The 24,192-nt window shown below is 60.7% G+C and carries 14 protein-coding genes (1 of these 14 running past the window's edge); 8 read left to right on the top strand and 6 right to left on the bottom strand.

The window, feature by feature from the left end; all coding sequences use genetic code 11:
• Positions 1–541 precede the first annotated feature (541 nt).
• Entirely contained in the window at positions 542–1,876 is a 1,335-nt protein-coding gene (locus tag RMV17_RS09695) for a SidA/IucD/PvdA family monooxygenase (RefSeq protein ID WP_311886366.1), read from the bottom strand.
• Between the two features lie 134 nt (positions 1,877–2,010).
• A complete protein-coding gene (locus RMV17_RS09690; protein ID WP_034152803.1) occupies positions 2,011–2,493 on the bottom strand; it encodes a sigma-70 family RNA polymerase sigma factor in 483 nt (160 codons plus the stop codon).
• Positions 2,494–2,815: 322 nt separating this feature from the next.
• Here RMV17_RS09690 and RMV17_RS09685 point away from each other — a divergent pair, with 322 nt between their 5' ends.
• From RMV17_RS09685 to RMV17_RS09675, 3 genes are read left to right on the top strand one after another with little or no spacing between them, the layout of a single operon-like run.
• Positions 2,816–3,988 (top strand): efflux RND transporter periplasmic adaptor subunit, encoded by a 1,173-nt coding sequence (locus RMV17_RS09685; protein ID WP_311886365.1) that lies wholly within the window; start codon positions 2,816–2,818, stop codon positions 3,986–3,988.
• Complete coding sequence (locus RMV17_RS09680) at positions 3,989–5,962, top strand: MacB family efflux pump subunit (protein ID WP_311886364.1); 1,974 nt, start codon at positions 3,989–3,991, stop codon at positions 5,960–5,962.
• Between the two features lie 7 nt (positions 5,963–5,969).
• Complete coding sequence (locus RMV17_RS09675) at positions 5,970–7,364, top strand: efflux transporter outer membrane subunit (protein ID WP_311886363.1); 1,395 nt, start codon at positions 5,970–5,972, stop codon at positions 7,362–7,364.
• A 128-nt stretch (positions 7,365–7,492) separates the two neighbouring features.
• Here RMV17_RS09675 and RMV17_RS09670 read toward each other — a convergent pair whose 3' ends face one another.
• Positions 7,493–9,112 (bottom strand): PvdJ/PvdD/PvdP-like protein, encoded by a 1,620-nt coding sequence (locus RMV17_RS09670; protein ID WP_311886362.1) that lies wholly within the window; start codon positions 9,110–9,112, stop codon positions 7,493–7,495.
• A 252-nt stretch (positions 9,113–9,364) separates the two neighbouring features.
• Between RMV17_RS09670 and pvdM the strand changes: the two genes are divergently transcribed.
• The 5 genes from pvdM to RMV17_RS09645 all read left to right on the top strand — a co-directional run bounded on the left by pvdM (position 9,365) and on the right by RMV17_RS09645 (position 17,328).
• Positions 9,365–10,735: a pyoverdine-tailoring dipeptidase-like protein PvdM gene (gene pvdM / locus RMV17_RS09665; protein WP_034152808.1), complete on the top strand. Its 1,371-nt coding sequence runs from the start codon at positions 9,365–9,367 to the stop codon at positions 10,733–10,735.
• Positions 10,732–12,012, top strand: coding sequence for an aminotransferase class V-fold PLP-dependent enzyme (locus RMV17_RS09660; protein WP_108226659.1), 1,281 nt, complete (start codon positions 10,732–10,734; stop codon positions 12,010–12,012). Before pvdM ends, RMV17_RS09660 begins: the two co-directional genes overlap by 4 nt.
• A 31-nt stretch (positions 12,013–12,043) precedes the next feature.
• The gene (locus tag RMV17_RS09655; RefSeq protein WP_034152810.1) at positions 12,044–12,952 is read left to right on the top strand and encodes a formylglycine-generating enzyme family protein; all 909 of its coding nucleotides are present in this window, start codon (positions 12,044–12,046) and stop codon (positions 12,950–12,952) included.
• A 146-nt stretch (positions 12,953–13,098) separates the two neighbouring features.
• Positions 13,099–14,748 carry a cyclic peptide export ABC transporter gene (locus RMV17_RS09650; protein WP_311886361.1) on the top strand — a complete coding sequence of 550 codons (1,650 nt, stop codon included), beginning with the start codon at positions 13,099–13,101 and terminating at the stop codon, positions 14,746–14,748.
• Between the two features lie 117 nt (positions 14,749–14,865).
• On the top strand, positions 14,866–17,328 hold the full coding sequence (locus RMV17_RS09645; protein WP_034152812.1) for a TonB-dependent siderophore receptor: 2,463 nt from the start codon (positions 14,866–14,868) through the stop codon (positions 17,326–17,328).
• Between the two features lie 921 nt (positions 17,329–18,249).
• Here the strand turns inward: RMV17_RS09645 and RMV17_RS09640 are convergent.
• The 3 genes from RMV17_RS09640 to RMV17_RS09630 form a co-directional block, all read right to left on the bottom strand.
• Positions 18,250–19,778 (bottom strand): IS3 family transposase gene (locus RMV17_RS09640; RefSeq protein ID WP_311887015.1). Its coding sequence is split into 2 segments (ribosomal slippage): positions 18,250–19,337 and positions 19,337–19,778, totalling 1,530 coding nucleotides; the frame shifts between segments, so codons are not numbered across the junction.
• Between the two features lie 159 nt (positions 19,779–19,937).
• On the bottom strand, positions 19,938–20,897 hold the full coding sequence (locus RMV17_RS09635) for an alpha/beta hydrolase (RefSeq protein WP_311886360.1): 960 nt from the start codon (positions 20,895–20,897) through the stop codon (positions 19,938–19,940).
• A gap of 52 nt (positions 20,898–20,949) precedes the next feature.
• Positions 20,950–24,192 carry the 3' end of a non-ribosomal peptide synthase/polyketide synthase gene (locus tag RMV17_RS09630; protein ID WP_311886359.1) on the bottom strand. Its footprint extends 11,745 nt past the window's final position, so 3,243 of the gene's 14,988 nt are visible here — the last part of the coding sequence; its start codon lies off the right edge, out of view; it ends in the stop codon at positions 20,950–20,952.

Here is a 24,192-nt window from a genome sequence, read left to right as displayed (position 1 = left end):
CTCGTCCGCCGGAAAAACCGGCACGGCAAGGCCTGGCGCGCCGGTCAGAAACGACAGGCGTGTCGATAGGGCTGCGATCACGACGATAAAGTCGAAATCACGCTCTGTTCAGCGTCGATGAGAAGGACGTCTAGACATGACCACGGACGGGCCATGCACGGGATGCCGCTGCTCGCTTTTACGGCGAGACAACGACAGAGAAAGTCTGCGCGTTATCTTGCCGAGAATCTGCCGGTTACCGAGACCGGCCGACAACTGTCACTCGAACAAGTACCCACTGTGGGTCTCCGCTATTGATGAAAACGCGCGAAGCTTACGCCCCGATGATGGGAGAGTAAACCGGCAAAAGGCAGTGTGTCGGGGAATGTGGGGGATGTTCAGGAAGGGTTCAGGATTCGGATTTTGCGGTGATTTTGATGACCCCTTCGCGAGCAGGCTCGCTCCCACATTGGATCTTCATCTGACACAAAATCTGTGTTCACTGAAAATCCCCTGTGGGAGCGAGCCTGCTCGCGAAAGCGGTATGTGAGGCGCTAAAAAATCAGCTGGCAGTCGCCAACAGCAGATCCGCCATCGAACGATGCCCACGGTTCTTGCCATGCTCATACAAAGAACCGGCAATCTCGTCCGCACGAATCGGCAGCACCGACAGCAGCGTGTCGCTCAGACCATGGCTGGCCTGGCAGAAGCCCTGCATGTAGAGGCCGGCCTTGCAGCGCTCGTCGGTGATCAGTTTGTAGTTGCGATCGACCTCGAAATCGCCCAGGTACTCTTCCAGCGGCGCCAGCAGTTTGCGGTGCATCTGCCGCTCGTAACCGGTGGCCAGTACCACGGCATCGTAGTTGCGCACAGTGACTTCGCCGGTGGCGTTGTTGCGCACGGCCAGTTCGATACCGTTATCGGTGGCGGTCGCGCTTTCGACGGTGGTCAGGGTGCGGAAGGCGTGACGGGCGATCCCGGAAACCTTCTGGCGATAGAAGATGCCGTAGATGCGTTCGATCAGGTCGATGTCGACCACCGAGTAGTTGGTGTTGTGGTACTCGTTGACCAGACGCTCACGCTCGGCGCTGTTCTGCTGGAACACCAGGTCGGTGAACTCCGGCGAGAACACTTCGTTGACGAACGGACTGTCGTCGGCAGGCTTCAGGGCCGAGCCGCGCAGGATCATGTCGACCTGTACCGACGGGAACGAATCGTTCAAATCAATGAAGGCTTCCGCCGCGCTCTGCCCACCACCGATGATCGCGATGCTCATCGGCTGATTGTTCACGCACGGCTGCTTGGCCATTTGCGACAGATACTGCGAATGGTGGAACACGCGGGTGTCGCCCTTCAGCGCCTTGAACGCCTCCGGAATGCGCGGCGTGCCGCCGGCGCTGACCACCACCGAACGGGTGGTCCGCACATGCTGCTGGCCATCGCTGCCACGGGAAATCACCCGCAGTGCTTCAACCTGATGGTTGTGCAGCACCGGCTCGATGGTCAGCACTTCTTCGCCGTAACGGCTCTGCTCGGTGAACTGTCCGGCGACCCAGCGCAGGTAGTCGTTGTACTCCATGCGGCACGGGTAAAAGGTGCCGAGGTTGATGAAGTCGACCAGACGGCGGTGGTATTTGAGGTAATTGACGAACGAGTAAGGGCTGGTCGGGTTGCGCAGGGTCACCAGATCCTTGAGGAAGGAAATCTGCAACTCGCTCTGCGTCGACAGGGTGTTGCCATGCCAGCTGTAGTCGGCCTGTTTGTCGAGGAACAGCACATCCAGCTCGCCCTGGGTCGGGCCACGCTCTTGCAGAGCGATGGCCAGCGCCAGGTTCGAAGGGCCGAAACCGACGCCGATCAGGTCGTGAACGATGGGCGATGCAATTGCCTGAGTCATTTCCAGTGTCCTCTGGATGAACCCCTCAACAAGGGGCAAGGAGAGCCTAAGTGACCTGACCGGCCTTGAGCAGGACAGCAGGTCGTCTGTTGAGTAGGAACGAGGACAGAGAAATAAAATTTAACGGCGATGGCTCAATGGGCATCCCATTGTTTGATGCGCAGCCGGCAATGCTTCATGGCATTGACGATGTGTTTTTCCACCAGAGCCTTGGAAATGCCCAGCTGCCGGGCGATTTCCGGATGGGACAGGCCTTCGATCTTGCGCAGCAGAAAACTTTCGCGACACAGTGGTGGCAGCTCTGCCAGCGCACGCTGAAGCATACCCAGCCGCTGACCATGATCGAGGCTGCTGTGGGGAGACGGGGTGAAATAGCGCTCTTCACTGTCGAGCACGTCCAGCGATTCGACCTGGCGCAAAGCATTGCGGCGATGGTCGTCGATGACCAGATTCAGCGCGGTCCGGTAGAGAAACGCCCGGGGTTGCTCGATCGGTGTGTCGCTGGAACGTTCCAGCACTCGCAGATAGGCGTCATGCACCACATCTTCGGCAACCTGACGGTTGCCGAGCTTGGCGTTCAGGAAACACACCAGCTCGCGATAGTAGTTTTCCAACATGACTCCCGGCCGCAAACCTGCGGGTTCTGTCCTTGAGCTCACTGATTGACCCCTACGCAAAACGCAGTAGCAAGATAGTGGCAACTTGAGGTGCGTAATTTATAGTAATTCTCATATAGATTTAAAGTGGTGTTTGTCGTTGACCGGTAAATAGTGCTGCTCTATAGCTGTTACTTCATGTGTCCGCGCTTAAATTCCCCCACGCATTCATCGTTTACAGGACAGCTCCCCGTGTCTGTCGCGCCCTGCGACAGCGTTCAGCGCTGCCCCAATCCGTGTGCCAGCCGAACGACGGGCCGATTTTCACTGGCCGGAACCCTGCATGAAACGTCCCCGCCCCGCCCGACGCGCCCTGCTCGTAGTGCTTTGCCTGATCCCCGTTGTCGCTTACGCCGCGTGGCAAATCATGCCGCCGGGCCGGGATAAATTCGCCACCGTGCCAGTGTCGCGCGGCGATATCGAAAGCAGCGTCACCGCGCTCGGCACCTTGCAACCACGTCGTTACGTGGACGTCGGTGCGCAGGCTTCCGGGCAGATCCAGAAAATCCATGTGGAAGTCGGCGATGTGGTCAAGGAAGGCCAACTGCTGGTGGAAATCGACCCATCGACACAAAGAGCCAAGCTCGACGCCGGGCGCTTCTCGATCGAGAACCTCAAGGCGCAATTGCAGGAACAACGCGCCCAGCATGAGCTGGCGCAACAGAAATATCAGCGCCAGCAGAATCTGGCGGCCGGCGGCGCGACTCGCGAAGAGGACGTACAGACCGCCCGTGCCGAACTGAAGGCGACGCAAGCGCGCATCGACATGTTCCAGGCGCAGATCCGTCAGGCCGAAGCCAGCCTGCGCAGCGATCAGGCCGAACTTGGCTACACGCGAATCTATGCGCCAATGGCCGGCACCGTGGTCGCCCTCGATGCCCGCGAAGGCCAGACCCTCAACGCGCAACAGCAGACGCCGCTGATTCTGCGCATCGCCAAGCTGTCGCCGATGACCGTGTGGGCCGAGGTTTCCGAGGCGGATATCGGTCATGTCAAACCCGGCATGACCGCTTACTTCACCACCCTCAGCGGCGGCAATCGGCGCTGGAGCAGCACCGTGCGGCAGATTCTGCCGGTGCCGCCCAAACCGCTCGATCAGACCAACCAGGGCGGCGGCAGCCCGGCCAGCAGCAGCAAAAGCGGCAGCGCCCGCGTCGTGCTGTACACGGTTTTGCTCGACGTCGATAACGCCGACAACGCACTGATGGCTGAGATGACCACCCAGGTATTCTTCGTCGCCAATCAGGCCAAGGATGTCCTCACCGCCCCGGTGGCTGCCCTGCAGGGCAGCGACAAGGCCAACCTGCAGACCGCGCAGGTGGTTGCCGTCAACGGCAAAATCGAATCCCGCGAAGTGCGCACCGGTATCAGCGATCGGCTGAAGGTGCAGATTCTCGATGGCCTGAGTGAAGGCGATCACCTGCTGATCGGCCCGGCTGACGGCAACGGGGGTTAAATGCAAACGCCTCTGATCGACCTGCAGGACATCCGCAAATCCTACGGTGGCGGCGACGCGCCTGAAGTTCACGTACTGCGCGGCATCGACCTGTCGATCCACGCCGGCGAATTCGTGGCGATTGTCGGCGCTTCGGGCTCTGGCAAATCGACGCTGATGAACATCCTCGGCTGCCTCGACCGCCCCACCGCCGGCGAATACCGCTTCGCCGGCGAAAACGTCGCCGGCCTCGACAGCGATGAGTTGGCGTGGCTGCGCCGCGAAGCCTTTGGTTTTGTCTTTCAGGGTTATCACCTGATCCCGTCCGGTTCGGCCCAGGAAAACGTCGAGATGCCGGCGATCTATGCTGGCACTCCGGCCGCCGAGCGCCACGCCCGCGCCGCCGCCCTGCTCGACCGCCTCGGCCTGGCCTCACGCACCGGCAACCGCCCGCATCAGCTCTCCGGCGGACAGCAACAACGGGTGTCGATTGCCCGCGCCTTGATGAACGGCGGCCATATCATTCTCGCCGACGAACCGACCGGCGCCCTCGACAGCCACAGCGGCAAAGAAGTCATGGCGCTGCTCGACGAACTGGCGAGTCAGGGCCACGTCGTCATTCTCATCACCCACGATCGCGAAGTAGCGGCGCGGGCTAAACGCATCATCGAAATCCGCGACGGCCTGATCATCAGCGACAGCGCCCGAGACAACCCCGAGGCCCAGACCAGCGCCAACCCCGGCGCCTTGCAAGCCGTCGACCTGCGCAAACGCCTGGCCGAGGGCGCCGAAGCCACCGGCGCCTGGAAAGGTGAACTGGTCGACGCCTTGCACGCTGCCTGGCGGGTCATGTGGATCAATCGCTTCCGTACCGCGCTGACCCTGCTCGGCATCATCATCGGCGTGGCCTCGGTGGTGGTGATGCTTGCGGTCGGCGAAGGCAGCAAGCGCCAGGTCATGGCGCAGATGGGCGCGTTCGGTTCGAACATCATTTACCTCAGCGGCTCGGCGCCCAACCCGCGCACGCCACCAGGGATCATTACCCTCGACGACGTCCGCGCACTGACGAGCCTGCCGCAAGTACAACGGATCATGCCGGTCAACGGCGCCGAGGCTGGCGTGCGGTTCGGCAATGCCGACCATTTGAGTTACGTCGGCGGCAATGACACCAATTTTCCGGCGATCTTCAACTGGCCCGTCGTACAAGGCAGCTACTTCACCGAGGCCGACGAGGCGAATGCCGCCGCAGTGGCAGTGATCGGCCACAAAGTGCGGAGCAAACTGCTCAAGGATGTTATCGACCCCATCGGCCAGTTCATCCTGATCGAGAACGTTCCGTTCCAGGTCGTCGGCGTGCTCGCCGAAAAAGGCGCCAGCTCTGGCGACTCCGACAGCGACAACCGCATCGCCATCCCCTACTCGGCCGCCAGCGTCAGGCTGTTCGGCACACGCGATCCGGAATACGTGGCCATCGCCGCCACCGACGCCCGTAAGGTCAAGGACGCCGAAGAAGCCATCGAGCAACTGATGCTGCGTCTGCACAACGGCAAAAAGGATTTCGAACTGACCAACAACGCCGCGATGATCCAGGCCGAGGCACGCACGCAAAATACCCTGTCGCTGATGCTCGGCTCGATTGCCGCGATTTCCCTGCTGGTCGGCGGCATCGGCGTGATGAACATCATGCTCATGACCGTGCGCGAACGTACCCGCGAGATCGGCATTCGCATGGCCACCGGCGCCCGCCAGCGTGACATTCTGCGCCAGTTCCTCACCGAGGCGGTGATGCTCTCGGTGGTCGGCGGCATCGCCGGCATCGCCCTGGCGTTGATCGTTGGCGGCGTGCTGATTCTGAGCGAAGTCGCCGTCGCGTTCTCGTTGATGGCAGTGCTCGGCGCTTTCGGCTGCGCCCTTGTCACCGGTGTTGTCTTCGGCTTCATGCCGGCCCGCAAAGCTGCCCGGCTCGACCCGGTCACGGCCCTTACCAGTGAATGATCGATCTATGAAACCGCGCCTCAGTTTGTTGACCGTGTGCCTGATCCTCAGCGCCTGCGGCAGTCCCGTTCAGCGACCCGACAGTGGCGTACAAGCGCCCGCAGCCTGGCAGTCGCCCCATAGCGCCAGCGTTGCCCGCAACAACCCGCAGTGGTGGACGCAATTTGCCAGCTCGGAACTGGATCGCCTGATCGAACAGGCTCGCGTCGGCAGTTTCGACCTCGCGGCCGCTGTTGCTCGAGTGCGGCAGGCGCAGGCCGGCACCGTCATCGCCGGCGGCTCACAGTTGCCGGAGGTCAAGGCCGGACTGAATGCCAATCGGCAGAAACTGCTGCGTGGCAATGGCTACAGCCAACTCGATGCCGACAGCAGCAACAAGGCTGTGGACTACTTCGACACCAACCTGAGCGCCACTTACGAAATCGATTTCTGGGGCGGCAAACGTGCGTCGCGCGACAGTGCGCAGTTCGCCTTGCAGGCCAGCGAATTCGACCGCGCAACGGTTGAGCTGACATTGCTCAGCGGCGTTGCCAGCACGTATGCGCAAACCTTGTCGCTACGCGAGCAGAGCCGCATCGCCGAACTCAATCTGGCCAACGCACAAAGCGTGCTGAAACTGGTACAGACGCGGTTTGATTCTGGCTCGGCAACGGCGCTGGAACTGGCGCAACAGAAGAGCCTGGTCGCCGCCCAGCAATGGCAATTGCCGCGCGTGCAACAGGCAGCCCAGGAAGCGTTGATCAGCCTCGCCGCCCTGCTCGGCCGACCGGTGCAGCAGCTGTCGCCGACAGAGTCCTTCGATCACCTGCAATGGCCAGACATCGCCGCCGGCGTGCCCAGCGAGTTGCTCACTCATCGTCCGGACATCGCGCGCGCCGAAGCACAACTGGCCGCCGCCGAAGCTGACGTCAAAGTCGCCCGAGCGGCGATGTTGCCGGCACTGACCCTGACCGCCCAGCTTGGCTCAGGCGCCAATCAGTTCGACGATTTGATTCGCAGCCCGTTCTACAACCTGACCGCCGGGCTGGTCGCACCGATTTTCAATAACGGTCGCCTCGGCGCTGAACGCGACAAGGCCACGGCGCGCCAGCAAGAGCTGCTGGAAACCTACCGTGGCGCGATCATCAACGGTTTCGCCGATGTGGAAAAAGCCCTCAACAGCATTCGTCGCCTGGATGAGCAGCGGTTGTGGCAGAACGAAGAATTGAATCAGGCGCAGACCGCTTTCAACATTGCCCAAAGCCGCTACCAGGCCGGCGCCGAAGACTTGCTGACGGTGCTGGAAACCCAGCGCACGCTGTACGCCGCGCAGGATCAGAATGCACAACTGCGGCTGTCACGAGTGCAGGCGAGCATTGCGCTGTACAAGGCACTGGGCGGTGGGTGGCAGGCGCGGCAATAGCTTTGCCTGACAGACCGCTTTCGCGAGCAGGCTCGCTCCCACAATGAATGGCGGTGTTTGCGCAATCTGCGAGCAACACCTGATCCTGTGGGAGCGAGCCTGCTCGCGAATGATCGATGACGCAGCCCTCAAGCCGGGCTGGTTTTAGCCTTCAGATTGCGCGCATACCACGGCCGTTGCGGTACGCGGCGGAACAGACCGGCGAGTTTATCTTCGTCAGTGATGAAGGTGATGCGCAAAGCCAGTTTCATGGTTTCCGGATCCATCTCCACCGACTTGCCGACCTGCAGGCCCGGGGTGGTGCTGCAGCCATGGGTGATCGGTCCCAGCCACGGATCATCGACCTCGACCCAACGCCCCGGTGCAAACCACTGCACGCCATTGACCTGCAGGCGGCTGACTTCGCCCGGATGAAAACGCTCATGGGCGCGGAACCAGTCTTCGATGCGGTCATCGATCCAGCCATGGAAATGCCAGAACGCCGGGTTGACGTGGGATGAGAACGGGTCACCGAGGAAGTCGTTTTCAGCGTTGTACCAGCGCGCGGCGAAGTCCGCCGGATCCCGTGCAAACGGCACCGGCTGACCATTGGAAGGATCGCGCGGCACCGAGGCCCAGCGCATGTGCAGCCAGTCGTGCAGCCCCAGCTCCACTTCGGAGCCGAACTGCCCCAACGTGAGTTTGGCCAGATACGCCGGATCGCGGTATTGCGACTCCCAGACCTGGAAGTTGCTTTCATAGGTTTCGGCGGTCTTGATGTCGCTGACCCACTGACTGAACTCATCGTCGCCCGCCGCCGTCCACGTTGGCGGCAACGCCGTGCCGTCGTGGTTGTCGAAGTAGCGGGCAAAACCGATGCGGTCGCGGATCAACTCCGGCTGCGGCAGCGGGAAGTACTCCCAGGACGGCAGGTCCTGCATGGAACGCGCCGTACCGAGCATGTGCCGGTGCATGAAAAAGAAGTCCACGCCGGAGCCATTGCGATCTTTGCGCGGGCCACGGGCATCACGCTCCTTGTCACGCGGCCCGGGCTGCCAGCCGATGCCCCGTAGCGCCTCGCGTTTGTCCTCAGGCAGTTTGTGCCACTTGTCCCGCGTCGCATGCCACAACTGGTGGAACAGGCGATGCTCGGGGGAAATCAGCCACGCCAGCAGCGTCGGGTTCAGCGGCGTGCGCTCGCGGGCTTCGGGAAACAGCTGCTTGACCGCGACGAAGCGATTGTCCTGCGCAGGCAGATTCAACGGTCGGTCCAGTCGCAGCGCCTTACCACTGAGGGTGCCACTGCCGGCATTGCCGAAGTCGGCCCAGACCTCATCGAGGATCATGTCCAGCTCGTAACTGAGCTGACCGTCGGCGCCGATCAGCCGCCAACTCAATTTCGCCGCATCGGCCTTGGCCAGATCACCGAGTATTCGGTAACGAGGTATTTCGCCAGAGCGCAAACGCTCCGGCGTATCGAGAAAACCGCACACGCCCCGGCCTTTATGACCGATGTCGAGAAACACTTGCAGACCTTTCTGCGGCAAGCCTTCGAGGCCCGCGTCCGCCCCTTCGAAACGGATATCCCAGACCCCGCGCAAGGCGTTTGCCAAGCGCTGACCGGCCATGTCCGCCACATCAAATGACGCCTCGCCCGGCGTGATCGTCGGATCCGGCTTCGTCCATTCACGATGCCCAAAATAAGCCGCAGGCACGGCAGCGCCCGTCAGCGCCAGGCCTGCCATGAACCATCGTCGAGAAATCTTCATTGCCCTACCTGTGTCAGCCATGAAGCAGGCTTTATCCAAGCTAGAACGTTTGCTGCGCAGGTAAATTTATGTGGGTTTGAAAAGATCGCAGCCTTCGCCAGCTCCTACATGGAATGAATACCCCTGCAGGAGCTGCCGAAGGCTGCGATCTTTTAACCTGGCAACCTAAATTCCACGGCCATCCACTCGTTCTTCCCAGATAGCAAAGGCCCCCGCGCCTGCACCTCAATGGCGAACCCGACCGAGATGGCAATGACAAAACCACGTTCGAAAAAGGCTCTATTCATCGGCCTCCCTTTAGCCTTGGCGATCAGCGCAGGCGCAGGCTTTGCCGTCTGGCAGCACTGGTTCAAGGACGACCTCGGCTACCCGGTCAAAATCATGAAACAGGCGGATGAGCTGCACGAACGCATGCTCTCTTTCGACAGCCATGTCAGCCTGACGCAGAACTTCGGCACCGACGGCCACGAAGCCGACAAGGACGGTGACGGCCAGTTCGATCTGGCCAAGGCCAATCGCGGTCGCCTGTCCGGCGCGGCGCTGACCATCTTCGGCTGGCCGGAAATGTGGAACGGCCCGAACGCACCGCACAAGCCAACACCCGGCTTCGTTGATGAGGCACGCAACCAGCAGGAAATTCGCTTCAAGATCATTTCCGGGATGGTCCGCGACTATCCCAATCAGGTTGCCATCGCCTACACCCCGGACGATTTCCGTCGTCTGCACGGCGAAGGCAAATTCGCGATTTTCATCAGCATGCTTAACGCCTACCCGCTGGGCCACGACCTGAGCCTGCTGGACATGTGGACGGCGCGCGGCATGCGTATGTTCGGTTTCAGCTACATCGGCAATAACGACTGGGCTGATTCCTCGCGTCCGTTGCCGTTCCTCAACGACTCACCGGATGCCCTCGACGGCCTCTCGGATCTGGGCAGGCAAGCGGTCAAGCGCCTGAACGATCTGGGCGTGATCATCGACGTCTCGCAAATGTCGACCAAGGCCCTCGAGCAAGTCGCGCAACTGAGCCGTACACCACTGATCGCCTCGCACTCGGCGCCACGCGCGATGGTCGACATCCCGCGCAACCTCAGCGACAAGGAAATGCAGCTGATCAAGAACAGCGGCGGCGTGGTGCAGATTGTCGCGTTCTCGCAATACCTGCGCCCACTGACGCAGACCACGCAGGACAAACTCAATGAGATGCGCAAGGACTTCGATCTGCCGCCCCTGCCAAACCTGGCCATGGCCTTGATGCCCGGTGATCCGATCATTGCGGCGTGGTCCGAACAGAAGTTCGGCCAGTACGCCAGTCGCCTCTACGGCATCCTCGAAGAAGAACCGAAAGCCAGCCTCAAGGATCTGGGCGACGCCATCGATTACGCGGTGCGCAAGATCGGCATCGACCATGTCGGCATCAGTTCCGACTTCAACGAGGGCGGTGGCGTCAAAGGTTTCGAGAACGTCGGTGAGATCCGCAACGTCACGGCCGAGTTGATCTCGCGCGGCTACTCCGAGGCGGATATCGCCAAACTGTGGGGCGGCAACTTCCTGCGGGTCTGGGATCAGGTCGAGAAAGCCGCGAAACCGGCACTGGCCACCGCGCCGGGAACCGCCAAGCCATGAGCAATCGTCGCGATTTTCTCAAGCAGGCCGGGATACTGGCTGCGGCGCTGCCACTGGGTGCGAGCCTGCCCACGCTCGCCAGTGCTTCAGCCGTTGCGCCGCTGTCGCGCAACAAGTGGGCGCAACTGCAACAGCTGTTCGATCAGGATCCGGACTACCTGCACTTCTCCAATTTTCTGATCACCTCGCACCCCAGGCCGGTGCGCGAAGCGATTGAACAGCATCGCGCGGCCCTCGACAAAAATCCCGGCCTGGCGATGGATTGGGATCTGGGCGTGATCGAACAGCGCGAGGAAAACGTGCGGGTCTGGGCCGCTCGCTACCTGCAAGCCAACGCCAGGCAAATTGCACTGACCAGCAGCACCACCGAAGGCCTGGCGACGATCTATGGCGGCGTGCATGTGCGTCCCGATCAGGAAATCCTCACCACCACCCACGAACATTACGCCACCCACACCATCCTCGCCCTGCGCACCGAGCGCGATGGCACGCGAGTGCGCAAGATCCCGTTATTCAAGGATGTGTACAGCGCCAGCAAAGCCGAAATCCTCGCCAACATCGACAACGCCATCCGCCCCGAAACCCGCGTGCTGGGCATGTGCTGGGTGCACTCGGGCAGCGGCCTGAAACTGCCAATCGGCGAGATCGGCGCAATCGTCGACAAGCACAATCGCGGCCGTAGTGATGCTGATCGCATCGTCTACGTGGTCGACGGCGTGCATGGTTTCGGCGTCGACAACCTGAACTTCGCGCAAATGAACTGCGACTTCTTCATTGCCGGCACGCACAAATGGATGTTCGGCCCGCGCGGCACCGGGATCATTTGCAGCCGTTTTGAAGAGGTCAGATACGTCACGCCGATCATTCCGACATTCTCCGAAGCCACAGCGTTTTCCACCACCATGACCCCGGGTGGCTACCACGCGTTCGAGCATCGCTGGGCACTGGACGAGGCGTTCAAGTTGCACCTGCAACTGGGCAAGGCTGATGTCGAAGCGCGCATTCACGCGCTCAACAGTTACTTGAAACAGCGCCTGCAACAACGTCCGCAAATCGAGCTCGTCACACCATTGAGTCCAGCGCTGTCCGCCGGCTTCACGTTCTTCCGGGTCAAGGACAAGGACAGCGACAAGATCGCTGCGCACCTGATGGCCAACCGCGTGATCGCCGATGCCGTTCACCGCGATGTCGGCCCGGTGATCCGCACCGCCCCCGGGCTGCTCAACGACGAAGCACAAATCGACCGTCTGCTGGCCGTGCTCGACCAAGCCCTCTGAGCGATCCCTTTTTCTTTTAGCGAGACCCGCCATGAACAGTGAACTGCGTCGTTTCCCCCTCAAGACCCTGCCGGCGCTGGTGCTCACCGCCCTCGCCGCCGGCCTGCTGCCGGGCGCTGCCCAGGCCGCCACGCCGCCGGCACCCGGCAAGGTGTTCAAGGACTGCAAGGACTGCCCGGAAATGGTCGTGCTGCCCACCGGCACCTTCACCATGGGCACCCCGGATGACGAGGTCGGCCGTGAGCCTGATGAAGGCCCGATGCACCCGGTGACGTTTGCCCAGCCGCTGGCGATCAGCCGCTTTCAGGTGCTACGCGGCGAGTGGGATGCCTACCTCAAGGACAGCGGCTACACAATGCCTGACGGTGACACGCGTCCAGGTCGTGCCTGCAAGGCCGGCATCCCCGACTATCAGGGCAGCGACCCGCGCAAGCAGTACACCGACAAGCATCCAGCCGTGTGCATGGACTTCCCTGAAGTCGAGGCGTACGTGGCGTGGCTGTCGAAAAAGACCGGCAAGCAATATCGACTGGTCAGCGAATCCCTGCGTGAATACGCCGCTCGTGGCGGCAGCAGCGGACCGTTCCCCTTCCCGTTCGATGAAGGCAAGGAATACAGCATCGCCAAACACGCCAACACCTATGGCGCCGCCGATGGCTACAACTTCACCGCGCCGGCCGGCAGCTTTCCAGCCAATGCCTTCGGCGTGTACGACATGCACGGCAACATCTATGAATGGACCGCCGACTGCTACAACGAAAACTACGTCGGCGCACCGAGCGACGGCAGTGCCTGGCTGAGCGGCAAATGTGAGATCCGCCGTATCCGTGGCAACGACTGGGGCGAAGCGCCGGTGTTCTCCCGCTCCGGCAACCGCAATGCCACCTATACCGACACGCGCGGTGACTGGATCGGCTTTCGCGTCGCCCGCGATCTGTAACGCCCTCGTCCGGCTAAATTAGCCGTCCTGCCAGTCGTTTTACAGGTGAGCGCGAACCGACACGGTGCGCCACCGCCCTCAATGTCATCCAGGCGAAGTCCGCGAACCATGCCGGCCTTCGCCGCTTCTTCCAGCAGGGAACCTCCATGAGCAAACCAACACGCGGGGTGATCAATGAATTGTTCGCCCTGCTCAAACCCTTTCGGCTGATCGTGACCGTCTCGACCCTGCTCGGCATGGTCGGCGGTCTGAGTGTCACCGCGTTGCTGGCGACCATCAACAGCGTGCTGCACACCGAGGGCGACCTGAGCAACACCATGGTCGCGCTCTTCGCCGGGTTGTGCCTGCTGGCCCTGACCAGTTCGATTTTCTCCGACATCGGCACCAACTATGTCGGTCAGCACATCATTGCCAAACTGCGTAAAGAACTGGGCGAAAAAGTCCTCTCGGCACCGATCGAGCAGATCGAGCGCTATCGCAGCCATCGTCTGATCCCGGTGCTGACCCACGACGTCGACACCATCAGCGACTTCGCTTTCGCTTTCGCCCCGCTGGCGATTTCCATGACCGTCACCCTCGGCTGCATGGGCTATCTGGCGATGTTGTCATGGCCGATGTTCCTGATGGTGGTGGTCGCGATCCTGCTCAGCACGATCATTCAATACATCGCTCGCGGGCGCGGCATGCAAGGCTTCATGAAAGCCCGCGACTACGAAGACGAGTTGCAGAAGAACTACCACGCCGTCGCTGAGGGCGCGAAAGAACTGCGCATCCACCGCCCGCGCCGGCACCGCATGTTCGTTTCCGGCATCGAAGGCACGGCGAACAAGATCTGCGACACCCAGGTGCGTTCGGTGAATATTTTCGTCATCGCCAAAACCCTCGGTTCCATGCTGTTTTTCGTGGTCATCGGTTTGGCGCTGGGTCTGCAATCGCTGTGGCCAAGCGCCGACAAAGCGGTGATCAGCGGCTTCGTGCTCGTGCTGCTGTACATGAAAGGTCCGCTGGAACACCTGATCAGCACCTTGCCGATTGTCAGCCGCGCGCAGATCGCTTTCCGCCGCATCGCTGATCTGTCCGAACAATTCTCCTCGCCCGAACCGCACCTGCTGCTCAGCGAGCAAGGCCCGAAAAGCAAAGTCGTGCATAGTCTGGAACTGACCGACGTGTCGTACAGCTTCCCGACCGTGGAAGGTGCAGCACCGTTTCGTCTGGGCCCGGTGAATCTGAAAATAGAACAGGGCGATATCATTTTCATCGTCGGTGAAAACGGTTGCGGCAAGACCACCCTGATCAAACTGTTGCTGGGCCTCTATGCGCCGCAACAAGGTCAGATCCGCCTCAACGAGCAGATCATCGACGCCGCGAGCCGCGACGATTACCGCCAGTTGTTCACGACGATCTTCGCCGACTATTACCTGTTCGACGATGTGGTCCAGGGCGATACGCATATCCCGGAAGACGCCAACAAATATCTGCAGCGTCTGGAGATCGCGCACAAGGTCAGCGTGCGTGATGGCTCGTTCACCACCACCGACCTGTCCACTGGCCAGCGCAAGCGCCTGGCGCTGATCAACGCGTGGCTGGAAGAGCGCCCGGTGCTGGTGTTCGATGAATGGGCCGCCGACCAGGACCCGACCTTCCGCCGCATTTTCTACACCGAGTTGCTGCCTGATCTGAAGCGTCTGGGCAAAACCATCATCGTCATTTCCCACGACGATCGTTACTTCGATGTCGCCGACCAATTGGTGCGCATGAGCGCCGGCAAAGTGGTCACCGAGCTTCAATCCGCCTGATTGTGAAAAATTTGTAAAAAAAGTGCGTTGAGCCTTTCCGGTTTTCGGAAGGGTCAACGTCTTATTTACAGTTAATAGAAATCGTTCTCAGTCAATACTTTGAAGAGTAGAAGAATAATGCCCGCACCGCACGGACTCCACCCGCTCGCCAAGGCTCTGCTGATCCGCCGCTCCTTGCGTTCCACACTGCCAGCGCTGTGCGCCATGGCCCTGACCTTGCCGATGATGGGCCAGGCGCAGGCCGCAGCCGTGGCGATCGATATTCCTGCCCAGTCGCTGGGGAGCGCTTTGCAGGAATTCGGTCGCCAGACCAACCTTCAAGTGCTTTACAGCCCGGATGAAGTGAGTGGTCTGCGCAGCAGCGCCGTCAGCGGCAACCTGGAGCCGACTGCAGCGATCGCACAGTTGCTCAAAGGCACCGGCATCGCCTACAGCGTGGAAGGTAATAACGTCGCGTTGAGCTCTCGCAGCAACAGCGGCGCCAGCCTGGATCTGGCACCGACCAACATCTCCGCCACTGCGGAATCGGCCTGGGGTCCGGTCGACGGGATCGTCGCCAAACGCAGCGCCACGGGTTCGAAGACCGATACGGCGATCAAGGTTATCCCGCAGACGATCAACGTCGTCACCCAAGACGAAATCAAGATGCGCGGTTCGCAATCGGTCACCGAAGCCCTGCGTTACACCCCGGGCATTACCGGCGGCGGTTTCGCCGACCGGGTGAAGATTTTCGATGAGCCGACCTCGCGCGGCTTCTCCCCTACTCCGCTGTACCTCGATGGCCTGCACATGCCTTATGGCGGCGGCAGCACCGGCGGTTCGCTGCAGATCGACCCGTACACCCTCGAGCGCATCGAAGTACTCAAGGGCCCGGCCTCGGTGCTCTACGGGCAGAACCAGCCTGGTGGCATCGTCAACATGGTCAGCAAGCGTCCGACCGCCACCCCGCTGCACGAAGTGAAAATCGGTGGCGGCAGCTATGACCGCGCCTATGGTGCCTTTGACCTCGGCGGCCCGATTGACGATCAGGGTGAATTCCTCTATCGCCTGACCGGTGTGGTCAACGACAGCAACTCGGCCATCGACTACGCCAGCCAGAACCGCATGATGCTGGCGCCAAGCCTGACCTGGCTGCCGAACGACCGCACGACCATCACCGTGTTCGGTCAGTACCAGAAAGACCACGACGTACCGGAAGCCCAGGGCCTGCCAGCGTTCGGCACGGTCAAGAGCACTTCCAACGGTCGCATCAGCCGCAGCCGCTTCATCGGCGAGCCGGACGTGAACAAGTACCATCGCGAGCAGTTTGTGGTCGGTTACGAAATCGCTCACGAACTCAACGACGTCTGGACCTTCAAGCAGAATGCCCGTTACGCCGACGTCAACGACCAGTACGTCGCGCCGCTGCACGGCTATTCGTTCCCGACCAACCCGGTCACCGGCCTCAACGACAGCAGCTTCCAGAGCCGCTACGCCGTGGACTGGTCGCAGCACAACAAGGTCTACGGCCTCGATAACATTGCCCAGGCCAAGTTCAAGACCGCCGATATCGACCACACCGTGCTGTTGGGCGTGGATTACTACCACTTCAACTCGAAGTTCCTCGGCCTGTATGACCGCACCGCTCCGGGTATCGACCTGTACAACCCGGTGTATGGCAGTGCAATCAACTTCCGCCAGCCTTACAAGTGGGACAACACCATCACCCAGACCGGCCTGTACGCTCAGGACCAACTGCGCTGGAACCAGTGGTTCCTGACCCTCGGCGGTCGTTATGACTTTGCCGAAACCGACAACAAGCAACCGCTGTCCGGTGGCCACAGCAACCAGAAAGACGAGAAGTTTACCGGTCGCGCCGGCCTGGGCTACGAGTTCGAGAACGGCATCACGCCTTACGTGAGCTACGCCGAATCGTTCCTGCCGCAAACCGGTACCGACATGAGCGGCGGTGCGTTCGAACCGACCACCGGCAAGCAGTACGAAGTCGGCATCAAGTACGAACCGACCTTCGTCGACGGTTTCATTCAGCTGTCGGCTTACCAGATCGACCAGGACAACATGCTGACCACCGACCTCAACAACCCGGGGTTCAGCGTGCAGAGCGGTACGGTGCGTTCGCGTGGCGTAGAGCTGGAAGGCAAGGTCAATGTCACGCAGAACCTGCGCGTACTGGCCGCCGTGTCGCGTAACCAGACCAAGTGGCACAGCGCCAACGATGGTCGCGAAGGTCGCACGGTGGCCATGGCTCCACCGCTGACCGCATCGGCGTGGATCAACTACGACTTCGACATCTCCACTGCTCTGGCCGGTTTCGGCATGGGCCTGGGTGCTCGTTACGTACAACAAAGCTACGGCTCGGACTACGAGTCGGATTCCTTCCAGGTGCCGTCGTACACTGTGTATGACGCGATGGTTTCCTACGATCTGGAAAAATCGCCGCTGCATGTCAAAGGTGTGAAGCTGCAGGCTAACTTGCAGAACCTCACCGACGAGAAGTACGTTGCCGCGTGCAACGGTACGCTCGACTGCTACTACGGTGAAGGTCGTACCATGACTGCTGACGTGACCTATAACTGGTAATACGTTTTGCGCTCACTGAAACGCCGGCATTTGCTGGCGTTTTTTTTTGGGGCTGATTTGGGCTTGGCGGCCTGTGGGCCGACCAGGCTGTTGGGATCTTGGGTTTTGGGTGTATATCCGTTGCTGCGGGTGCTGCCGCTGGCGGTTTCGCTCTTACAGCGACTCACTTTTCCAGACGCCGAAAAGTAAGCAAAAGGCTTTGCCCCTGGCGTACGGCACTTCGCTGAGGCTCAGTGTTCCCTCGCTACGGTGTCCATCCGGGGGCATCGCCTACGGTTTGCTTCGCTGCACCTCCTCTCGATGTATGCGGCTACGCCGCACGGCGCTGCGCGCCTACCCCCGGATGAACACCTCCGCTCGGCCTGCCGATGGGGCAAAAAAGCCAAAGCCAAAGCAAGATCACAAGCCAGATCAAAAGCCAGATCAAAAGCCCCTCACCCTAGCCCTCTCCCTGAGGGAGAGGGGACTGACGGTGGTGTTTGGGAGAGTTACGCCGACGTGAAATACCGAGTTGAACTCAGATCTTGAAAAACACCCAAATCGGCTCCCTCTCCTTAGGGAGAGGGCTGGTGAGGGGCAGCAACAACGCAAATCAAAAGCCGAACGCGCCCCGCTCCTCACCACTCAATAGGCCGAGTGTCAGCTCGCCTGCTTTTGATCTTGATCTGTAAGGCGACGTCAGAAGGCTGAGTGGAGGGTTTCATCCGGGCGTGGGAGCGCAGCGACCGTTTGGCGCAGCCAAACACAGCGAGAGGAGGTGCAGCGAAGCAAACCGGAGGCGCTGCGCCCGGATGGAGCCCGGAGCGAAGGGACCCCGAGCCCAAGCGAGCGGGCCGTACGTAGGAGCAAGCGTTTTTTTGCTTACTTTTTTTAGGCGTTTCGGTACGTGTCAAGGTACCTGTCGCCTTGGTCCTACAACTGCTAGCCCATTACGCCCTTAATTTCAGGGCGTTCTGGGTTTAAATAAACTGCGTCTGCCAGTTTCCAGTTTCGTGTTCGAGTACTCCAGCGGCTTGGATTAGCTTCCCTGGCATCCTCATAAAGCTCTGTTCTAGCTTGTAATAGGGCGGTTGCTTTGCCCTCGTGCCGTTGGTTTGGCGTGACGTATTTCAAGGCGCTGTGGCGGTGATCTTCGTTGTACCACTCGATGAACGTCTGCACCCAAAGCCTTGCATCAGTGACCGTATCAAATGGTTGATCGGGCCAAAGCGGGCAGTACTTTGCAGTGCGAAAAAGTGCTTCGGCGTAAGCGTTGTCATTGCTCACTCTTGGCCGGCTAAAAGAAGGTTCTACACCCAGCGCGACCATGCTTTCACGCAACAAAGAACCTCTCATCACGTGTCCATTATCTGAGTGCAACACCAGCGGACGACCTGCAGTATGTTCCCGTAAACATCCCTTTGTGAGCAGTTCACAGGCGTGTTCGGCGCTCTCCACCTCGTGGACTTCATTGGCGACCAGTTTGCGGCTGTAGACGTCCTTGACCATGTACCAGTAGAAAAAACGGCCCTTCACTGTGCTCGGCAACCAGGTGATGTCCCAGCACCACACCTGATTGGGGCCATCAGCGCGATGCGTCGTCAGTACTCTGCGTTTTGGGGCTTTGGCCCGGCCGCGACGGACGTTTTGATTGACGGCTTTCAACACACGATAAAACGTCGACTCCGAAGCCAGATAAATGCCTTCATCGGCCAGCTTAGGCACGATTTGGTGTGGGGTCAGGCTGGCGTAGCCAGCCTGATTGGCAGCATCCAGCACCGCTTGACGCTCCGTATCACTGAGCTTGTTAGCCGGAGCTGCACGTTGAGCCAACTGTCGTCCGTCACACGACGAGTGTTGCCAGCGTTGAACTGTGCGCAGGCTCAGACCCAGTTCATTGCAAGCGCGGTATCGACGAGCGCCATTCAGCACTGCGTCGGCAATCAACTTCATGGCTTGCGTACGATCAGAGGCGTTGATCAGTCTTCCTTGTCCTTGCCCCAGATCGCATTGGCTTTTTTTCTGAGCTCCAGCAACGCCACCGCCTCTGCACGACTGGCATCAGACTGAATCAGTTGGCGCTCAAGTATTTTGATGCGCCGTTGCTCGGCCGTTTTTGAAGTTCGAGAGGAGAGATCAACAACGGGATTAGCGTTTTGGCATGCCACTCGCCACTGTTGGATTTGCTCAGGGTAAATGCCTTTGATTCGGCAATATTGAGAGATCTCGACCTCGCTCAACGGCGCGGTTTCCATGACGGCATTGAATTTATCGGCGCTAGACCATTGGTCACTGGTCTTGCCGTTTCCCGGAACAATTAAGCCTTTGTCTCTAGCCATTTGTCTCCAGTTTCGCAGTGACTGTGGCGTGAGATTGAGTGCAGAGGCAAGTTCCGCCACTGATCGATTGAGTGGCGGCATCATTTGCAGAACGACCCAATCTTTGAAGTCGTTGTCGTAGCGTTTGCCCATTTTGGACATGGTTATGCACCTTCGCCCTCTTGAGTAGTTGAGTCAATCAACAAGGGCGACAGGTAGCCTGACACGGAGGGGTTTGTAAAAAAAGTGAGTCGCCGTAAGGGCGAAACCCTAATCAGCAACACCCGCAGCAACGGATATTCACCCACCCCGTCAAGCCAAAGCAAACACCTCTACCAAGCGCCGAGCAATATGCCCCTGCGCCTCTTCAGCCTCATCAATAATCGCCCCCATGCGCATAAAGTCATGGGTCATCCCCTCATAAACCTTCAGCTCCACCGCCACCCCCGCCGCCTGCAAATGACGCGCATACGCCACGCCCTCATCATGCAACGGATCACACTCGGCCAAGACCAACAGCACCGGCGCGACGTTCGCGCTGACCTCAGCCAGCAACGGCGAAAAACGTGGATCGAGACGATCACTGGCATCACGCTGATAGTGCTCATAAAACCACTGCAGCGAAGCCTTCTCCAACAGATACCCTTCGCCAAACTCCTCGATCGAAGGTGTGCCGCGACTGGCATCGGTAACCGGATAGATCAGCACTTGCAGACGCGGTTGCACAGCCGCATCCGTCAGTTGCGCAGCAAGCACCGTGGTCAGGCTGCCACCGACGCTATCACCCGCAATCGCCAGGCGCGCGGCATCGATACCCAGATGCGCAGCACTCGCCACCAGCCAGTCCCAGGCATCCCGGGCATCATCGGCTGCGGTCGGAAAACGAAACTCCGGCGCTAGTCGATACGCGACGGAAAGCACCACACAGTCGGCCATCGCAGCCAGTGCGCGGCACAGAGAGTCATGGGAATCAAGGCTGCCGACCACATACCCGCCACCATGGAAATACAACAGCGCCGGACGCCCGGCACCGCTATTCAAAGGCTGATTGCTGTAGACACGTGCGTTCAGACGCGTGCCATCGCGCACCGGCAATTGCAACTCATCCACCACTTCCAGCTCTTCGCCGCCGGCATCCATCAACAACGACGACTGATCAAACTGTTCGCGAGCCTCTGCCGGGCTCAGCTCATGCATGCCAACGCGCTTGCCACTGGCCCGGCCGTTGCCGACCAGTTGCAGGAACGCGGCGATATCAGGGTTCAACGACATTCAAATCTCCAGAGCGTTCGAGCGCCAGCAGGCGCCCGAGCGCTGTTCAGGTTCAGGACATGGCTACTGGTTCAACGATCTCGCCGAGCATTTCTTCAGCCTCGGACAGGAAAGTTTCATCGCGCGGGATCTGGAAGTGCCCACAATCGAGCCATTCGCCGCCCATGCCCGGCTGCGCGAGTTGCGCCGCCAGTTCCCCGGCCTCTTCTTCGCGACCCAGTGTCCACCAGCAGATCGGCTTGACCGTCAGCGCTGCACAGCCATCGAGCCGCAACGACAATTGCTTGAGCCGGCGCGCCACGCTGAACACATGGGCCAGTTCATCGGCGCCCAGTGCAACGTAGGTCGACGCCCCGCGTTCGGCACTCATGGCGCGGGCGAACAGCGCCCTCAGGTTCTGCGCGGTTTCCTCGCCGTCGATGGTCAAACCAGGCGCGGACTCTGGCAGGGTCACCCGCAGGAAGTCGCGCAGATCGGCCTGCCAGTCATCCACTGCGCCTTCGTTGACCTTCGCCGACGGCACGAAGCTGTCCACCAGGCCGACGAATTTCACGGTCTGGCCAGCCTGTTCCAGTTGCGCGGCCATCAGCATCGCCAACGTACCGCCCAGCGACCAACCCAACAGGTGATACGGCCCGTGTGGCTGCTTCTCGCGAATCTGCGCTACGTAGGCGCTGGCCATGCTTTGCAGCGAGACATCGTTGAACGCCGGGTCCAGGAGCATCCGCGACTGAATCGCCAACACCTGACGACGACCGCTCAAACGGCGCGCCAACGGCTCATAGTCGAACACCGTGCCGAAGCCTGCATGGATGCAGAACAGCGGCGCAACGCCCTTGACCTCTGCGTTCATCGCTAACAGCCCAGACGCTGTTTCGGCGCTGCCCTGCACACTGGCGACCAGTTCGGCGATGCTCGGTTTCTGCATCAGGTCGCGCAGTTTCAGGCTCAGACCCTGAGCCTTGAGCACACGACTGCGGGCCACCACTTGCAGGCTGAGAATCGAATCACCGCCCAGTTCGAAGAAGTTGTCGGTGAGGCCGACGCGTTCGATTTTCAGCACGTCCTGCCAGATCTTCGCCAAGGCCCTTTCCAGCTCGGTGCGCGGCGCCAGGTAATCCTGACGCTGTTGAGCATCCGGGTTTGGCAGCGCCTTGCGGTCAAGCTTGCCGTTCGGCGTCAGCGGCATACGTTCGAGCAACATCAGGTGCGCAGGCACCATGTAGTCCGGCAGGCTGGCCTTGAGTTGCTCGCGCAGGCGTTCGCACAAACCGTCGGTTTGCGTATCGGCATTCGCCAGCACATAACCGAGCAACTGCTTGCCGCTGACGCCCTCGCGCGCCACCACGGCAGCGTCGCGCACACCCGGCTGTTGCTTGAGTCGCGCTTCGACTTCGCCCAGCTCGATACGGAAACCACGAATCTTCACTTGATGATCGATCCGCCCCAGGTAGTCGACAGTGCCGTCCTCGCGCTGGCGCACCAGGTCGCCGGTGCGATACAGACGACTGCCATCGGTGCTGAACGGGTCAGCGACGAAACGCTCGGCGGTGCCGCCGGCACGGCCCAGATAACCCCGGGCCAGCGCGCCGCCCAGGTACAGTTCACCGGCAACGCCCGCGGGCAATGGATTGAGGTCAGCGTCGAGCACGTAACCGCTGCGCTCGCCGACCACACTGCCGATTGGCGCATAGGCTGCACCGCACTGATCATCAGTGCCGGCCTTCCAGATCAGCGGCGTGACCACGGTTTCCGTCGGCCCGTAACCGTTGATGATGTATTGCGGCTTGAGCGCGCGTTTGGCCAGTTCGAAACTCGCCACCGGCACGGCATCACCACCGAAGCAGTAGATGCGCACCGCCGGCGGATTGCCGTGCTGTTCCGCGTGTTCGGCCAGTTGCTGCAAATACACTGGCGGGAACGCGGCCACGGTTACGCCGTATTGATGCAGAGCGTTGTAGGTCTGCTCGGCAGTCCACAGGCTGTCGTCACGGATCAGCAGACGCGCACCGTGGGTCAAGGTGGTCAGCCAGCGCTCATGCGCGCCGTCGAAGGCGAACGACATGAAGTGCAGTTCGCAATCGGCTTCACTCATTTCATAACGCTGACCGATCGCCTCGCAGTGCATCGCCAACGGGCCGTGAGCGACACCGACGCCTTTCGGCTGACCGGTCGAACCGGAGGTGTAGATCACGTAAGCGAGGTTGCCCGGCTGCACGGCGACATCCGGTGCGCTGGCGGATTGCGCGCTCAGATCCAGTTGATCGAGCTCCAGCACATGCAAGTTGTCCTGCGCCGGCATCACCTGACGCAGACTCGAATCACTGAGCAGCAGGGCAATCCCGGAATCACGCATCAGATAGCTCAGGCGCTCACGCGGATAGGTCGCATCCAGCGGCACATAGGCGCCACCGGCCTTGAGCACCGCGAGCAGCGCCACGATCATGTTTTCGCTGCGTGGCAGTGCCACGCCGACGCGCACTTCCGGACCGACGCCTTCAGCGATCAACGCATGGGCCAGACGGTTGGCGCGGGCGTCGATCTGGCCGTAACTGAAGGTCTGGCCATTGAAGACCAGCGCCGTCTGCTCGCCACGCTGCGCCGCCCATTGAGCGATACGCTGATGCACGGCCGGTGCTTGCGAAGCGGCCGGCACAACCTGTGCGGTAGCCGCCTGACCGCTTGGCAGTCCAATGCGCCCCAGCGGTTGCGCCGCATCCTGTGCCAACGCCGCAAGCAAACCTTCCATGTTGCTGCGGATGCCTTCGACGGTCGCCCGGTCGAAATGCTCACGCAGGAACATGTACTCGATCACCAGCCCCTCCTCGAGGGTAACCATCAAGTCCATCGGGAAGTTGGTCAGGCCGGCGTTGCTGATCTCGCCAAACTTCAGCGAGTCATCGCGCCACTCGCGCAGCGCCTGGTCGATTGGGTGGTTCTCGAACACGATGATGCTGTCGAACAGCGATTGCCCGGCCCGTCCGGCCCAGCGCTGCACGTCGGTGAGCGGAGTGTATTCGCGCTCACGCATTTCCAGGTTGAAGTCCTGCAAGTCGCGCAGCCACTCGCCGACCGACTGCTCGGCCGGAACGTCTTTGATCACCGGCAAGGTATTGATGAACAGACCGAGGATCGATTCCGACGCCGGCAGACTCGCCGGGCGCCCCGCCACCGTCGCGCCGAACGCCACACAGCGCTGGCCGCTGTAACGGCTGAGCAGCATCAGCCACGCGCCCTGCACCAAGGTGTTGAGGGTGACTTGCTGTGCTTGCGCGAAGGCTTTGAGTTGTTCGGT

The organism is Pseudomonas sp. VD-NE ins (genome assembly GCF_031882575.1).
Classification (GTDB): domain Bacteria; phylum Pseudomonadota; class Gammaproteobacteria; order Pseudomonadales; family Pseudomonadaceae; genus Aquipseudomonas; species Aquipseudomonas fluorescens_BZ.
Note: the sequence above shows the minus strand (reverse complement) of the source record. Positions and strands in the feature narration are given on the sequence as shown.

What these genes read in the sequence shown, in the direction of transcription:
- RMV17_RS09695 (WP_311886366.1), bottom strand. Translation starts at nt 1,876, where the DNA reads ATGACTCAGGCAATTGCATCGCCCATCGTTCACGACCTGATCGGCGTC.
- RMV17_RS09690 (WP_034152803.1), bottom strand. Translation starts at nt 2,493, where the DNA reads ATGTTGGAAAACTACTATCGCGAGCTGGTGTGTTTCCTGAACGCCAAG.
- RMV17_RS09685 (WP_311886365.1), top strand. Translation starts at nt 2,816, where the DNA reads ATGAAACGTCCCCGCCCCGCCCGACGCGCCCTGCTCGTAGTGCTTTGC.
- RMV17_RS09680 (WP_311886364.1), top strand. Translation starts at nt 3,989, where the DNA reads ATGCAAACGCCTCTGATCGACCTGCAGGACATCCGCAAATCCTACGGT.
- RMV17_RS09675 (WP_311886363.1), top strand. Translation starts at nt 5,970, where the DNA reads ATGAAACCGCGCCTCAGTTTGTTGACCGTGTGCCTGATCCTCAGCGCC.
- RMV17_RS09670 (WP_311886362.1), bottom strand. Translation starts at nt 9,112, where the DNA reads ATGAAGATTTCTCGACGATGGTTCATGGCAGGCCTGGCGCTGACGGGC.
- pvdM (WP_034152808.1), top strand. Translation starts at nt 9,365, where the DNA reads ATGACAAAACCACGTTCGAAAAAGGCTCTATTCATCGGCCTCCCTTTA.
- RMV17_RS09660 (WP_108226659.1), top strand. Translation starts at nt 10,732, where the DNA reads ATGAGCAATCGTCGCGATTTTCTCAAGCAGGCCGGGATACTGGCTGCG.
- RMV17_RS09655 (WP_034152810.1), top strand. Translation starts at nt 12,044, where the DNA reads ATGAACAGTGAACTGCGTCGTTTCCCCCTCAAGACCCTGCCGGCGCTG.
- RMV17_RS09650 (WP_311886361.1), top strand. Translation starts at nt 13,099, where the DNA reads ATGAGCAAACCAACACGCGGGGTGATCAATGAATTGTTCGCCCTGCTC.
- RMV17_RS09645 (WP_034152812.1), top strand. Translation starts at nt 14,866, where the DNA reads ATGCCCGCACCGCACGGACTCCACCCGCTCGCCAAGGCTCTGCTGATC.
- RMV17_RS09635 (WP_311886360.1), bottom strand. Translation starts at nt 20,897, where the DNA reads ATGTCGTTGAACCCTGATATCGCCGCGTTCCTGCAACTGGTCGGCAAC.